Below are 14520 nucleotides of genomic sequence, written 5' to 3'. Positions count from 1 at the left end.
ATATTAACGAAAGTCGGGATGAATAAACAAAAGAAACGGCTGGTTTCAACGATTGGCTTCAATCCATTCCTTCACCGTGGCGTAAGTCTGATTATATTGCTTTAGTTTCGCCCTGATTTCCCATGCCTTCCCTACCAGGATGATCCGGTTTTTTTCAGCAATTACCTTCAAGGGGCTTTCACCTCGTTCCTCGAATGGGATATGGTAAAATGTATGAGGACAAGGTCAATGACAGAACAAGGAGAGTTGAACGATGAAAAAATTTGAAGAAAAGACGATCACAACGGAAACGATCTATCAAGGGAAAATCATTGATCTTCATGTGGATGAAGTAGAGCTACCCAATGGAAAGACTTCCAAGAGAGAACTGATTAAGCATCCTGGGGCTGTTGCCGTTATTGCGTTAACACCAGAGGGGAAACTTGTCATGGTAGAGCAATATCGCAAAGCACTGGAGAAATCCATCATCGAAATTCCTGCAGGAAAACTTGAGCCGGGGGAAGAACCGGATAAAACCGCCCTTCGTGAATTGGAAGAAGAAACGGGCTACGGCTGTGACAACCTGGAGCATCTGATATCGTTTTACACGTCTCCCGGATTTGCGGATGAGCTCGTTCACTTGTATATCGCCCACGATCTTTATCCGATTCAGGAATCGAAAGAAACCGATGAAGATGAATTTGTGGAGTTGATTGAAGTGACAGTCGAGGAAGCGGCGCAGCTAATAAAGGAACAGCGCATTTACGATGCAAAAACGGCTTATGCTGTTCAATATCTGCAACTTCAGAAGTTTGTAAAATAAGAGAAAACAGGACAGCCTGAATAGGCTGTCCTGTTTTCATGCAGTGATCCAATCTTAATCGAGGTCACCGGGAATCAGAGAATAAACACACGTATTACGTGTCTCTGTCCCGCTCTCATCTAGACGATCATGCCTTATGATTCCTTCAAGCATGAAGCCCAGTGTTTCAGGTACCCTCCGTGAACCGGTATTTCTCTCATCGCAACGAATCTCCACCCGCTTACAGGAAAGGTCGTGCAGGGCGAAATGGGTTAACGCCTTCACGGCTTCAGCCATATAGCCTTTTTTTGTGTGCTTCGTGTATAGCCAATATCCGATTTCCACTTTGGGTACGTCCCAATCGATGCGGTGAAGTCCAGTCGATCCAACAAATTCATTTGACTCTTTCAAGTATATATGTAGTCGTATGTCGGTTTTTTTGATGAATTCCCCATAGGAATGCCGGATCCCGGCTTCCACGTCTTCAAGGGTTTGTTCTTTACGGGCGAAGGGAAGCCACGGTTTGAATTCATTCCTTGATTCGGAGATGGCGCGAAACACGTCGGATCCGTCACCGGGCATGCACGGTCTGATGTAAAGGCGGGGAGTTTCGATCCGATCAGGAAACTCGATTAGACTTGGATTTTTCATCATGTATTCCTCCACTTCCATAATAAGGTTTATATGATTATACGTTCATCTCCATGGAAGTTCAATAGAATAGAAGAGAGGAGAATAAACGTGTCCCTCCCTACATATAGTTTAGTAATCGATGTCTAGGAGGAGCACTGTGATGCGCAAAAAAATATCAAATTCAAATCCACTCGTTCAACATGTACAAGCACATTCCTCAATCTATTTATTTATCATAACGTTGTTTCTAATGGGGATCATTTTTGGAGCAATCGTGGTCAACTCATTGTCTTTTGCCCAAAAGGAAGACCTGTATTTCTATTTAAGTAAGTTCTTCACCGAAATGGAAGATGGGAGCATGACGTCAGCGGAAGAATTGTTCCGTCAGAGTTTCCTTCATAATGTAAAGTACCTCGGGTTGATGTGGTTACTGGGCATCTCGATTATCGGACTCCCCCTCATCTTCGTTCTATTATTTATGAAGGGTGTAGTAGTGGGGTTTTCGGTTGGATTCCTGGTGAATCAAATGGGGTGGAGCGGGTTTTTATTATCCTTTGTCAGCGTCTTACCGCAAAATATCATTATTATTCCGGCGTTTATTTTCATAGGAGCGATCAGCGCCAATTTCTCCCTTACGTTGATTCGAAAGATTTTCATGAGGCAGACTTCATCGATGCAGTTTCAAATGATTCCGTTCTTATCCAGATACGTGATTTTTTTGGTGGTAGCAATCGGGATTGTCACGATTGCAGCCAGTATAGAGGCTTATCTTTCCCCCAATTTAATGGAAGCGGTTATTTCGAAAATAAAATAAAACCATTCTTACATAAGAATGGTTTTATTTGTTTAATTATAATAATTTTATTTTGCTTATTCCTCCCTTTTTGATATAATAGTAAAGACATTGACGAGGGAGGAGAGGACCATGGAAAGCCGTATTGAACGAATAAAAAAACAACTTCATTCTGCCAGCTACAAGCTTACGCCACAGCGCGAAGCAACGGTACGCGTGTTATTAGAACATGAAGAAGATCACCTAAGCGCCGAAGATGTATACCTCCTCGTTAAGGAAAAATCTCCGGAAATCGGACTGGCAACCGTATATCGTACGTTGGAATTGCTATCTGAACTGAAAATTGTAGATAAAATCAATTTTGGCGATGGTGTGTCCCGTTATGATCTCAGACAAGAAGGGGCAGCCCACTTTCATCATCATTTAGTATGCATTGAATGTGGAGCGGTCGATGAAATTCAAGAAGATCTCTTAGAAGACGTGGAAACGATTGTTGAACGAGATTGGAAGTTTAAAATAAAAGATCACCGCCTTACCTTTCATGGCATTTGTTCGAGATGCCAGGATAAAGAAGAGGACCCAGAAGAATAATATGATGCCTGAAAGCCTTAAAGACTCCTGTCGTTGTTTCACTCTTGAAACATCCCATACATACTCTTTAAGGCTTTTTTCATATTTGAATAGAAATTTTCACAGTTTATAACTCCATAAGGTATAAAACAGTTTAAAAACGTCATAGCTTGTATTAATAGACGTGCTGGAAAAGTACCAATGAATATGGAGGACGACATAATGATAAAAGGATTTAAAATGGTGTGGCAAACCATTAAAGTGTTTATTTTATTTACTGGATCAACGATTTTGTTTTACTATGGTATCATGTGGATCAGTGAGGAATATGAAGGTTATCACAGATATGATGAACCAGAGGGAGCGGCAGTAAAGGTATATTCTTCTGTGACCGATGAAGAAAGCCATTGGTATGATCGGTTACTATTTTTTTATATGAACGGGGAGTAATGCAGTGTGGAGGACCATATTCAAGATTTCATGCATTTTTTAATAGTAGAAAAAGGACTGGCAAAGAATACGATCGAGTCGTATCAGCGTGACTTAAAGAATTATGCACTATACTTAACAAAGGTTGAGGAAGTATCGGAACTGAACGCCGTTTCGAGAATGAATATTGTCCAATTTCTCGGATACTTAAAAAACCAGGGGAAATCCTCTAAGACAGTTGCCCGCCATGTGGCATCAATCAGATCTTTTCATCAATTTTTATTAAGGGAGAAGACGACGGAACAAGATCCGACTGTCCATATTGAGACTCCGAAAACAGAGCGTACCCTTCCGAAGATATTGAGCATCGCTGAAGTGGAGGCTTTACTTGAAGCCCCTGAGGAATCTACCCCCCTTGGCATGAGGGACAAAGCGATGCTTGAAATCCTCTATGCGACCGGAATCAGGGTAAGTGAGCTCATTCAACTTAAATTAGATGACGTCCATTTGACCATGGGTTTTGTACGATGTATCGGGAAAGGGAACAAAGAGCGTATTATCCCCATCGGACAGACAGCAATGAATGTTCTTGAGAATTACCTGCAAGATTCCCGGTTGAAATTGAGAAGCAAGAAGCACCGGGACGATCATCTATTTTTAAATCATCATGGAAAGGGTTTGACAAGACAAGGTTTCTGGAAGAACTTAAAAGCTCTTGCCAAGAAGGCCAATATTGAGAAGGATCTAACTCCTCACACGCTTAGGCACTCGTTTGCTACCCATTTATTGGAGAATGGTGCAGATTTAAGAGCCGTCCAGGAAATGCTCGGTCATGCAGATATTTCCACCACCCAAATCTATACACATGTAACGAAAACACGCTTAAAGGATGTATACTCACAATTTCATCCGCGGGCTTAAAAGTTGAAGAGAGATGTCTTAAAGAAAATAGTATTCTTTAAGGGATCTCTCTTGTTTTTTTTGAAAGGAAAAAGTAGAATGTAGATGTCAGACTTCTGACGTTAAATCCTGTCGATTGCTATAATGCAGATAAGGGTAAGATACGATTATAGATTAAAAATGTAACCGCTTTTTTAAATAAGGAACAACATATAGGAGGTTTACTTGAATGAGTAACTATACATACAAAAGAGTTCATTTAATCGTCATGGATTCAGTGGGAATTGGTGAAGCGCCTGATGCTGAATTATTCAATGATAAAGGAACGGATACGATTGGACATATCGCTGAACATATGAATGGGCTGAACATGCCCAATATCGGAAAACTTGGACTTTCCAATATAAAAGAAGTGAAAGGAATTGAAAAAGCTGACAAGCCGTTAGCATACTTCACGAAAATGCAGGAAGCTTCAGTTGGAAAAGACACGATGACTGGGCACTGGGAGATAATGGGTTTGAATATTGATAAACCGTTCAAAACGTATCCAGACGGGTTCCCGGAAAAATTGATTCAAAAACTTGAAGCTGAGACAGGCAGAACGATCATTGGAAATAAGCCTGCAAGTGGAACTGAGATTATTGAAGAATTAGGAAAAGAGCATATGGAAACAGGAGCTCTCATTGTCTACACTTCAGCTGATCCTGTCCTTCAAATTGCTGCTCATGAAGAGATCATTCCAATTGAAGAACAGTATAAAATTTGCGAAATAGCCCGTGAAATCACGAAAGAAGAGGAATACCTTGTAGGTCGTGTGATCGCCCGTCCATTCGTAGGTGAACCAGGCGAGTTCAAACGTACATCCAACCGTCACGACTACGCATTAAAACCTTTTAACCGTACCGTAATGAATGAACTGAAGGATTCCGGGTTTGACGTGATCGCCATTGGTAAAATTTCCGATATTTTTAATGGCGAAGGAGTGACCGAATCGATTCGTACGAAACATAATATGCACGGAATGGACGGACTCATTCAATCATTCGACCAAGACTTCACAGGCTTAAGCTTCCTGAATCTAGTAGATTTCGATGCTTTATACGGGCATCGTCGCGATCCAGAAGGATATGGAAAGGCGTTAGAAGAATTTGATGCACGTCTTCCTGAAGTGTTCGAAAAAATGACGGAAGATGATCTTCTTATCATTACAGCCGATCACGGGAACGATCCGACCGCACCAGGAACAGACCATACAAGAGAATATGTTCCACTTCTTGTATACTCAAAACGCTTTGACGGAGGGAAAGAGCTGCCTATCTCTGAAACATTTGCAGATATCGGCGCTACCGTGGCAGACAACTTTAATGTGACCATGCCGAAGTTTGGTCGAAGTTTCTTATCAGAATTGAAATAGATATTCCTGGAATAAATATTGAAAGGGAGAGGGATGAAGGTGCAGGAACATCGGCCCGTTTCCTCCTCTTTACGTTGAATGATAATAAAGGAGTAATGAACATGAATTACGAAAACATCCAAAATGCAGCAAACCATTTAAAAAACCAATACACAGGCCAACCGAAAATCGGACTCATCCTTGGTTCAGGGTTGGGTGTGTTAGCTGATGAAATCCAAAATTCAGTGAAAATACCTTATAAAGAAATCCCTGACTTTCCTGTTTCGACAGTGGCAGGACACGCAGGGCAGCTTGTGTTCGGTCAATTGGCGGGTCAGGAAGTCGTAGCCATGCAAGGGCGCTTTCATTACTACGAGGGGTACGGATTCGATAAAGTCACATTTCCCGTCCGAGTTATGAAAGAACTAGGCGTCGAAGTCTTAATCGTGACAAATGCAGCCGGTGGAGTGAATGAAAGCTTTAAGGCCGGGGACTTGATGCTGATCACGGATCATATTAATAATATGGGTGGCAATCCACTGATTGGGGCTAATGATTCCCGCTTAGGACCAAGATTCCCGGATATGTCAGAAGCCTATTGTAAAGAACTGCGTCAAAAAGCGAAAGAAATCGCAGAGAAGCTTTCTATTGAAGTGCAGGAAGGTGTGTATGTGGGTAATACTGGCCCTACATACGAAACGCCTGCTGAAGTCCGTCTTGCTCGAACGCTTGGTGGAGACGCGGTTGGAATGTCGACTGTACCTGAAGTGATTGTCGCTCGTCACGGCGGAATCAAAGTTCTCGGAATTTCTTGCATTTCTAATATGGCAGCAGGTATCCTTGATCAACCTCTTTCCCATGATGAAGTGATGGAGACAACTGAAATGGTTCGTGCAAACTTCCTGGCATATGTAAAAGAGATCGTGAAATCAATCTAAGAGTTGTTAGAAACTAAAGGTACTTCCCTTTGACAATACTAGAGGAGCGGGTGAATACAATGAGAATGGTTGACTTAATAGAGAAGAAGCGTGAAGGTAAAGAACTCTCTACAGAAGAAATTAAATATATCGTTGAAGGATATACAGATGGAAGTATCCCTGATTATCAGGTAAGTGCCCTGACAATGGCCATCTTCTTCAAAGACATGAGCGATAGAGAAAGAGCAGATCTGACGATGGCAATGGTTGAATCAGGAGATCAAATCGATCTGTCTGCCATTGAAGGAATTAAAGTAGACAAGCATTCTACAGGCGGTGTTGGTGATACAACGACCCTGGTTCTCGGACCACTGGTTGCTTCCGTTGGAGTACCTGTAGCGAAGATGAGTGGACGAGGACTTGGACACACCGGAGGAACCATCGATAAGCTTGAGTCCGTCGAAGGTTTCCATGTGGAAATTGAAAACGATGAATTCATCCGATTAGTGAACAAAAATAAGTTAGCCGTTATCGGACAAAGTGGTAATTTAACACCGGCTGATAAAAAGCTTTATTCATTACGTGATGTGACGGCAACGGTCAATAGCATTCCTCTGATCGCAAGTTCCATCATGAGTAAAAAGATCGCTGCTGGTGCTGATGCTATCGTACTTGACGTTAAAACGGGTGCCGGAGCATTCATGAAAACCTTGGACGATTCAAAAGACCTTGCAAAAGCAATGGTTAATATCGGAAACAACGTTGGCAGAAAAACTATGGCTGTCATTTCCGACATGAGTCAGCCACTTGGCTTCGCGATCGGTAACGCAGTTGAAGTGAAAGAAGCAATCGATACGTTAAAAGGTGAAGGTCCGGAAGACTTAACAGAATTATGCTTAACTCTTGGAAGTCATATGGTATACCTGGCTGAAAAAGCATCAACATTGGAAGAAGCGAGAGCGCTATTACAGAAAGCGATTGAAGATGGATCGGCTCTTGAGAACTTTAAAGTATTCCTGGAATCACAAGGTGGAGATCCATCCGTTGTGGATGATCCATCAAAACTTCCACAGGCGCAATATAAGGTTGAGCTTGAAGCGAAAGAAGATGGCTATGTATCAGAAATCGTGGCCGATGCAGTAGGGACGGCTGCCATGTGGTTAGGAGCGGGCCGTGCAACCAAGGATTCTGTTATCGATTTAGCGGTTGGTCTTGAACTTCGCAAGAAAATTGGCGATTCGGTCAAAGCGGGAGATTCACTTGTGACCATTTACAGCAATGATGAGAATATCGATAACGTAAAAGAAAAATTATATGAAAGCATCAAAGTGACATCTGAACATGTGACAGCACCTACGTTGATTCATACTGAAATCACGGGTTGATTTTTAATTTTGATCGGGGCCTTTGCCAAGAGGATTATTCCTCTTTTGGCAGAGGCTTTTTTATGAATTTGACGGGATATGCGGATACCGTATAATGGAAAAATCAGCAATTCCAGGTGTGGAAGACGCAATTAACGTTAAATTGCCGCAATTCCATCTCAAACAGACGCAATAAACTGAATTTTGACGCAATTATTCATGCAAATGACGTAATTACTTTCAATAGCACTCTCTCCCACTCAAAAGAGCTGATTTCTCCCGACAAATCGCTGCATCTCAGTGATTTTGAGAAAAAAACATCGTTCTATCCCCATTTTGAAGAATCACCCTACAAATTTAACCAACATTCAACCATTATTATCACTTACAACCTATCATCCATAGGCCAACCCCACTTTTTTACCAATGTTTGTATAAAAATGATGCAGTTGGAAAAAATGGGTCTATGAGTATTGATTTAAAACGAGATTTGATTGGAGGACAGTTGGATGAAACGTTTTGCGTATATAGTCATTACATTTGTTTTAGCAGCTTTTTTGTTTCCTTCAATGGGGTTTGCCCAGGAGAAGAAATCGGAATTAGCTGAAGTAGCGAAATCAGCCGTTTTGATTGAGCGGGATACTGGAACGGTATTATATGAGAAGAATAGCCATGAAAAGCTGGCACCAGCATCCATGACCAAGATTATGACAATGATGTTGATCATGGAAGCCCTTGAAAAAGGTCAAATAAAGTGGGAAGACCAGGTTCGTGCAAGTGAATATGCCGCTTCGATGGGTGGCTCGCAAATTTTCCTGGAGCCAGGTGAAAGCATGTCTGTCGAAGAAATGCTAAAAGGAATTGCGATCGGGTCTGCCAATGATGCATCAGTAGCCATGGCGGAGCATATTTCAGGAAGTGAAGAAGCCTTTGTTGAGAAGATGAACAAAAAGGTACAAGAGTTAGGACTGAAAGACACTCATTTCAAAAACCCGACAGGATTACCATCCAAAGATCATTATAGTTCGGCACATGATATGTCCATGATGGCCAAGGAACTTCTAAAATATGAAGGAATCACCAAGTTTACAGGCAGTTATGAATCGTACCTGCGTGAAGATACGGATAAAAAGTTCTGGTTGGTGAATACAAATAAATTGGTTCGTTTCTATGACGGAGTAGACGGACTGAAAACGGGATTCACAAATGAAGCGAAATACTGTTTAACGGCAACGGCGAAGAAAGATAATATGAGAGTCATTGCTGTCGTGTTCGGAGCACCGACGCCTAAAGAGCGGAACAACGAGGTAAGTAAAATGCTGGATTATGCCTTCAATCAGTATTCAACCAAACCTCTATTCAAAAAAGGAGACTCCCTGGCACAAGTGAAAGTATCGAAAGGGAAACAAAACAGAGTTGATGCAGTGACGGAAGAGCCTATTTCCCTGTTAACACAAAAAGGTGAAAAATTGGATAAAGTAGAAAAGAAAATAACACTCTCTAAAGACCTTAAGGCTCCTATCAAAAAAGGAGATAAAGTCGGGACCCTTGTCATCATGAACAAAGGAGAAAAAGTGTTGGAAAGCACTCTCGTTGCAAAGAAAAATGTGAAAGACGCAAGCTGGTGGGAGTTATACAAAAAATCCTTTGGACTTTTCACGAAAGTTGGGAAGTAAAACCGTGATCACTGATAAAAATAACCTCTAATTATGACGAATTCCTTCTAGTTTTGTCATGGAGAAGGAATTCACTAAAAGAATAGCGAAATGACTCACTATACGACAGAGAAGGAGGCTTTCTGATAGTGAGTCTTGCTATTAACTTAGAAGTCAAAAAAGATGTTTTGTGTGTCCGTTTAAGTGGTGAGTTGGATCACCATACTGCTGATGAGCTCAGGGAAAAAGCTTCGAATCTGATTGAAAGTGAAAATGTGAAGCATATCATTTTGAATTTAGAGGAATTAAGCTTTATGGATAGTTCAGGTTTAGGTGTGATTTTAGGCCGATACAAGCAGATCAAACAAAAGCACGGAGAAATGGTTGTGTGTGCGATTTCCCCTTCTGTAAACCGATTATTTGAAATGTCAGGGTTGTTTAAGATTATCCGTCTTGAGCCGTCTGAAGAAAACGCATTACAAAGATTGGGGGTCGCATAACATGAGAAATGAAATGAACATTCAATTCAGTTCTTTAAGCCAAAATGAATCCTTTGCCAGAGTAACCGTTGCTTCGTTTATTGCGCAGTTAGATCCGACGATGGATGAGTTGACCGAAATCAAGACAGTCGTATCTGAAGCTGTGACGAATGCCATCATCCACGGATATGAAAATAGACCCAATGGTACCGTTTATATATCTGTCATTATGGAAGAGGATGGCTTCATTGATATGACCATTCGTGATGAGGGAATAGGGATTGGAGACGTAGAGGAAGCCCGCCAACCATTGTTCACATCCAAACCAGAGCTTGAGCGTTCAGGAATGGGCTTTACCATTATGGAGAATTTCATGGATGAAATAGAAGTGTCATCACACCCAGGTACAGGCACCACGGTAAGACTAAAGAAGCACTTGACCAATAGTAAAGCGCTATGCAATTAAGGAGTCGTGCCCATGGATGTCGAAGTTAAAAATGAAAAGGAACAGACCTTCTTGAAGGATCATGAGGTGAAAGAACTCATAAAGCAGAGTCAGGACGGTGACCAAAGTGCCAGGGACTTAATTGTCCAAAAAAACATGCGCCTGGTTTGGTCTGTCGTCCAACGGTTCCTCAATAGGGGATATGAACCTGATGACCTCTTTCAAATAGGCAGTATCGGATTGCTGAAATCAGTGGATAAGTTTGATTTAAGCTACGACGTCAAGTTTTCGACTTATGCTGTTCCGATGATCATCGGGGAAATCCAGCGGTTCATCCGGGATGATGGAACGGTAAAGGTAAGTCGTTCCCTGAAGGAAATGGGAAACAAAATCCGTAAAGCCAAGGATGAACTTTCCAAGAAATTTGGGAGGGTTCCTACGGTGAGTGAGCTTGCCGAGCATCTCGAGTATTCGGTAGAAGAAGTGATCATGGCTCAGGAAGCGAGCAGGGCTCCATCTTCCATTCATGAAACCGTATATGAAAATGACGGAGATCCCATTACTCTATTGGATCAGATTGCCGACAATACCGATAACAAATGGTTTGACAAAATAGCCTTAAAAGAAGCCATCCGGGAATTGGATGATCGGGAACGGCTGATTGTGTATTTAAGGTATTACAAAGACCAAACCCAATCGGAAGTAGCAGATCGACTCGGTATATCCCAGGTCCAGGTATCGAGGCTCGAGAAGAAAATATTACAAACAATGAAAGATCATATGCATACAGAATCTTAGGCAAAATAACCTTATCGTTTCAAAGAACCATTTTGAAACGATAAGGTTATTTTCAGTTTATTTACTGACCCCACCTTCTTCTTCCTGTGAAATTGTTGCCATTTTCAATACCTTAGATCCCTCAAATACTATATAACACCGCATTTACTCCCCCATCATTCTTATCGGCCACATCCAGACATTACATAAATTATTTCCGTTAATCCATACTATTGGTACGAAGGGAAAATCATGTTTTCAGGAAGTGAACTGCATGGAAGGTATTCTGTATATACGCTTACGTCATCGAGTGCAGGTAAGGGAAGAGAGTATGGTCAAGCTTGGTCAGCTTGCTCAAATCATAGCACCTGAAAATATTTTAGAAGAATTAAGACAAATCCCGATCCATCAAGTGACTCCATCTGATAAAAATATCATTGTGGTCGATGTGATGACGGTGATAAGGGACATATGCAAAAACTTCTCGGATCTTGATATTCAAACGATAGGACCCACACAAAGTATTATTGAAGTGATCTATGAGAAAAAGAAAATCTCTCTTCCTCTCTTCATTGGCGTTTGGTTACTATTATTCATCGGTGCGGCCCTGGCAATTATGAATTTCCATGAAGATGTAAGCATGAGGGAAGTTCATCAAAGGCTGTATCATTTCGTGACAGGTGAAGAGGATCCTCATCCTCTATTGTTCCAAGTTCCCTATTCATTCGGTTTAGGTCTTGGGATGATCTTATTTTTCAACCATGTGTTCAGAAAGAGACTTAATGAAGAGCCGAGTCCACTAGAAGTTGAAATGTTTAATTACCAGCAGGATTTAGATCAGTATGTCATCATGCATGAGAATAAAGAAAGTCAGAAAAAATTAGATGACCATTAGTGTATTGATCACAGTATTTATTGGTTTTGCTGGTGGACTGGCCGTTGGTTCCGGTTTTGTAGCATTTTTAACCGTATTAGGAATCATCCCAAGGTTGACTCAATTAACAAAAACAATGAAAATGATTCATCACTATGAACTGGCTGTCATTATTGGAGCACTGGCTGGAGGATTTGTCAGCTTAAATAATTATACGTTGCATTTTTCCCCATTCGTTCTTTTGCCCATCGGTTTAGCCAGCGGAGTGTTCATAGGGCTATTGGCGGCTGCATTAACAGAGGTATTGAATGTTTTCCCGATCTTGGCGAAGCGGATTGGGATCGAAGGTCAAATCGTCATTCTCATTATGGCGATTGTGTTTGGGAAAATTGCCGGCTCACTTTTTCATTGGCTCTACTTGGTTCATCAATAAACAGCAAGAGGCAGGGGTTCATATGGATGACAAACGAAAAGTGATCCTGATTACAGACGGAGATGAATATGCGAAGCGGGCAATCGAGTGCGTTGCCAAAGAGTATGGTGGCCGATGTATCTCGAGCTCAAAAGGAAATCCTTCTGTATTATCAGGGCCAGAGATTGTGAAATTAATCAGAAGTGCAAAGAATGACCCCGTCTTTGTGATGTTTGATGATAGTGGATTTATTGGAGAAGGTGCAGGGGAAAGGGCTCTTAAGCATGTTGCGAACCACCCTGGCATAGAGGTCCTCGGAATCATTGCGGTAGCAAGTAAAACCAGGCAGGCTGAATGGACAAGAGTGGATGTGTGCATTGATAAATTTGGTGAACTAACTCCATATGGGGTAGATAAATTTGGTGTACCCGAAATGGACTTGGGAAGGTTAACGGGTGATACGGTTTATTGCCTTGATGAGCTGGATGTTCCCGTCATTGTCGGAATTGGTGATATTGGCAAAATGGCTAAAAGGGATCACTACTCACAAGGCTCACCCATTACGAAAAAGGCTGTTGAAATCATCTTGGAAAGGAGCGGATATCATGCCTGAGAAAACGAAAGAAACACCCATATCAAAAGACTTAGGTGTTATAGAAGAGTACATGAAGAATCATGTAGGATTAAACAAAAGCTTTGATTTAGGTGTACGTAAACTCATGATTTTGAAAAAAGGAGTCCACATCTACTATATAAACGGGTTGACTGATGCTTCCTATATTATTCAAATCGTGGAGGAACTTGTAGAAATCAATGATCATGAGCGTGCAACGAGCCGATTATATGAAATTGTACATAATCGCCTTGTTCATCAATCGGTTGAGCCTGTAAAAACGATCGAAGAGGCAGTTGATGAAGTGCTATCAGGATTAATAGCAGTCTTTGTCGAAGGCTATCAAGACGCAATCATTGTTGATGTACGCAGCTATCCTGGGCGACAGCCTTCGGAACCTGATACTGAAAAGGTAGTACGTGGTTCCCGGGATGGATATGTAGAGAATATTATCGTTAATACCGCTTTAACAAGACGAAGAATTCGGGATCCACGATTGAGGTTTGAAATATTTCGTATCGGAGAACGATCTAAAACTGACATTTCCATTGCCTATATAAATGATGTTGCAAATCCGAGCTTAATTGAAGTCATCAAGAAAGAATTGAAAAGTATTAAGATCGACGGATTGACGATGGCGGATAAAACGGTTGAAGAGTTCCTTGTGAAGCAAGGATATAATCCATATCCTCTTGTTCGATACACAGAAAGAGCAGACGTCGCAGCCACTCACTTATTAGAGGGACATGTTCTTATTTTTGTAGATACTTCACCAAGTGTCATCATTACACCAACGACATATTTCCATCACCTTCAGCATGCGGAGGAATATAGACAGTCACCGGCTGTCGGGACCTTTGTCAGATGGACTAGATTCCTTGGGATATTAGCCTCGCTATTTTTACTCCCGCTATGGTATTTATTTGTGTTGGATCCATCCCTCTTGCCTGAGGTTATTAAATTCGTAGGACCAAATGAACAGACGAATATTCCCGTTATTGTTCAGTTGTTCATAGCCGATTTCGGGGTTGAAATGTTCAGGGTGGCAGCCATTCATACCCCGACCCCATTATCCACTGCAATGGGTCTGATAGCGGCTGTCTTAATAGGACAAATAGCCATTGATGTAGGGCTTTTTCAACCTGAAGTCATTCTGTATGTAGCCGTGGCATCGATTGGTACGTTTGCTACACCAAGTTATGAACTGAGTGCTGCGAACAAGATGGCCAGACTGTTCCTTCTAATCGCAGTTGCCTTCTTCCATATACCTGGACTGATGGTGGGTACAACCCTTTATATCTTATTCGTTACAAATATAAAATCGTTGAATACACCATATCTATGGCCGTTAATGCCATTCAGTCCTAAAGCATTCATGCAAATCCTGATTCGCCGCTCTATGCCGGGAGCAAAAATCAGACCCAGCATTGTGCAACCGAGAAATAAGTATAAACAACCTGCGAAATCTTAGAAATATTGCAACAA

The 14520-nt window shown here is 41.6% G+C and carries 18 protein-coding genes; 16 read left to right on the top strand and 2 right to left on the bottom strand.

Translation table 11 applies throughout. From position 1 onward, the window contains the following. Positions 1–45 precede the first annotated feature (45 nt). Positions 46–171 (bottom strand): Z-ring formation inhibitor MciZ, encoded by a 126-nt coding sequence (mciZ, locus tag ACCB35_RS14090; RefSeq protein ID WP_044340105.1) that lies wholly within the window; start codon positions 169–171, stop codon positions 46–48. A gap of 82 nt (positions 172–253) precedes the next feature. Between mciZ and ACCB35_RS14085 the strand changes: the two genes are divergently transcribed. Continuing rightward, positions 254–802: an NUDIX hydrolase gene (locus ACCB35_RS14085; RefSeq protein ID WP_374054223.1), complete on the top strand. Its 549-nt coding sequence runs from the start codon at positions 254–256 to the stop codon at positions 800–802. A gap of 54 nt (positions 803–856) precedes the next feature. On the opposite strand, the gene ACCB35_RS14080 is transcribed toward ACCB35_RS14085, so the two are convergent. Then, complete coding sequence (locus ACCB35_RS14080) at positions 857–1435, bottom strand: GNAT family N-acetyltransferase (protein WP_374054222.1); 579 nt, start codon at positions 1433–1435, stop codon at positions 857–859. 139 nt (positions 1436–1574) lie between these two features. Between ACCB35_RS14080 and spoIIM the strand changes: the two genes are divergently transcribed. The 15 genes from spoIIM to ACCB35_RS14005 all read left to right on the top strand — a co-directional run bounded on the left by spoIIM (position 1575) and on the right by ACCB35_RS14005 (position 14506). After that, a complete protein-coding gene (gene spoIIM, locus ACCB35_RS14075) occupies positions 1575–2228 on the top strand; it encodes a stage II sporulation protein M (protein WP_044340108.1) in 654 nt (217 codons plus the stop codon). Positions 2229–2339: 111 nt separating this feature from the next. Next, positions 2340–2798 (top strand): Fur family transcriptional regulator, encoded by a 459-nt coding sequence (locus ACCB35_RS14070; RefSeq protein WP_044340109.1) that lies wholly within the window; start codon positions 2340–2342, stop codon positions 2796–2798. A 201-nt stretch (positions 2799–2999) separates the two neighbouring features. Continuing rightward, positions 3000–3227, top strand: coding sequence for a YqzK family protein (locus tag ACCB35_RS14065; protein ID WP_374054221.1), 228 nt, complete (start codon positions 3000–3002; stop codon positions 3225–3227). Between the two features lie 6 nt (positions 3228–3233). Next, positions 3234–4127, top strand: coding sequence for a site-specific tyrosine recombinase XerD (gene xerD / locus ACCB35_RS14060; protein WP_044340111.1), 894 nt, complete (start codon positions 3234–3236; stop codon positions 4125–4127). 208 nt (positions 4128–4335) lie between these two features. Next, positions 4336–5520 (top strand): phosphopentomutase, encoded by a 1185-nt coding sequence (gene deoB / locus ACCB35_RS14055; protein WP_374054220.1) that lies wholly within the window; start codon positions 4336–4338, stop codon positions 5518–5520. A gap of 101 nt (positions 5521–5621) precedes the next feature. Next, positions 5622–6437 carry a purine-nucleoside phosphorylase gene (locus ACCB35_RS14050; RefSeq protein WP_374054219.1) on the top strand — a complete coding sequence of 272 codons (816 nt, stop codon included), beginning with the start codon at positions 5622–5624 and terminating at the stop codon, positions 6435–6437. A 59-nt stretch (positions 6438–6496) separates the two neighbouring features. Next, positions 6497–7801 (top strand): pyrimidine-nucleoside phosphorylase, encoded by a 1305-nt coding sequence (locus tag ACCB35_RS14045; protein WP_374057027.1) that lies wholly within the window; start codon positions 6497–6499, stop codon positions 7799–7801. 488 nt (positions 7802–8289) lie between these two features. Beyond that, positions 8290–9456, top strand: coding sequence for a D-alanyl-D-alanine carboxypeptidase family protein (locus ACCB35_RS14040; RefSeq protein WP_044340115.1), 1167 nt, complete (start codon positions 8290–8292; stop codon positions 9454–9456). Between the two features lie 128 nt (positions 9457–9584). After that, a complete protein-coding gene (spoIIAA, locus tag ACCB35_RS14035; protein WP_044340116.1) occupies positions 9585–9935 on the top strand; it encodes an anti-sigma F factor antagonist in 351 nt (116 codons plus the stop codon). 1 nt (position 9936) lies between these two features. After that, the gene (gene spoIIAB, locus ACCB35_RS14030) at positions 9937–10380 is read left to right on the top strand and encodes an anti-sigma F factor (RefSeq protein ID WP_044340117.1); all 444 of its coding nucleotides are present in this window, start codon (positions 9937–9939) and stop codon (positions 10378–10380) included. Positions 10381–10392: 12 nt separating this feature from the next. Beyond that, positions 10393–11157 (top strand): RNA polymerase sporulation sigma factor SigF, encoded by a 765-nt coding sequence (gene sigF / locus ACCB35_RS14025; protein ID WP_044340118.1) that lies wholly within the window; start codon positions 10393–10395, stop codon positions 11155–11157. 253 nt (positions 11158–11410) lie between these two features. After that, positions 11411–12031, top strand: coding sequence for a stage V sporulation protein AA (locus ACCB35_RS14020; RefSeq protein ID WP_044340119.1), 621 nt, complete (start codon positions 11411–11413; stop codon positions 12029–12031). Continuing rightward, positions 12021–12443: a stage V sporulation protein AB gene (locus ACCB35_RS14015; RefSeq protein WP_374054218.1), complete on the top strand. Its 423-nt coding sequence runs from the start codon at positions 12021–12023 to the stop codon at positions 12441–12443. The genes ACCB35_RS14020 and ACCB35_RS14015 overlap by 11 nt, the downstream gene beginning before the upstream one ends. Positions 12444–12465: 22 nt before the next feature. After that, entirely contained in the window at positions 12466–13035 is a 570-nt protein-coding gene (locus ACCB35_RS14010) for a stage V sporulation protein AE (RefSeq protein WP_044340121.1), read from the top strand. After that, the gene (locus ACCB35_RS14005; protein WP_044340122.1) at positions 13028–14506 is read left to right on the top strand and encodes a spore germination protein; all 1479 of its coding nucleotides are present in this window, start codon (positions 13028–13030) and stop codon (positions 14504–14506) included. The genes ACCB35_RS14010 and ACCB35_RS14005 overlap by 8 nt, the downstream gene beginning before the upstream one ends. Positions 14507–14520: the final 14 nt, after the last annotated feature.

Source organism: Rossellomorea sp. FM04394, assembly GCF_041889765.1.
GTDB lineage: Bacteria > Bacillota > Bacilli > Bacillales > Bacillaceae_B > Rossellomorea > Rossellomorea aquimaris_B.
The sequence above is the reverse complement of the archived record's forward strand: the minus strand, read 5'-3'. Positions and strand labels throughout refer to the sequence as shown.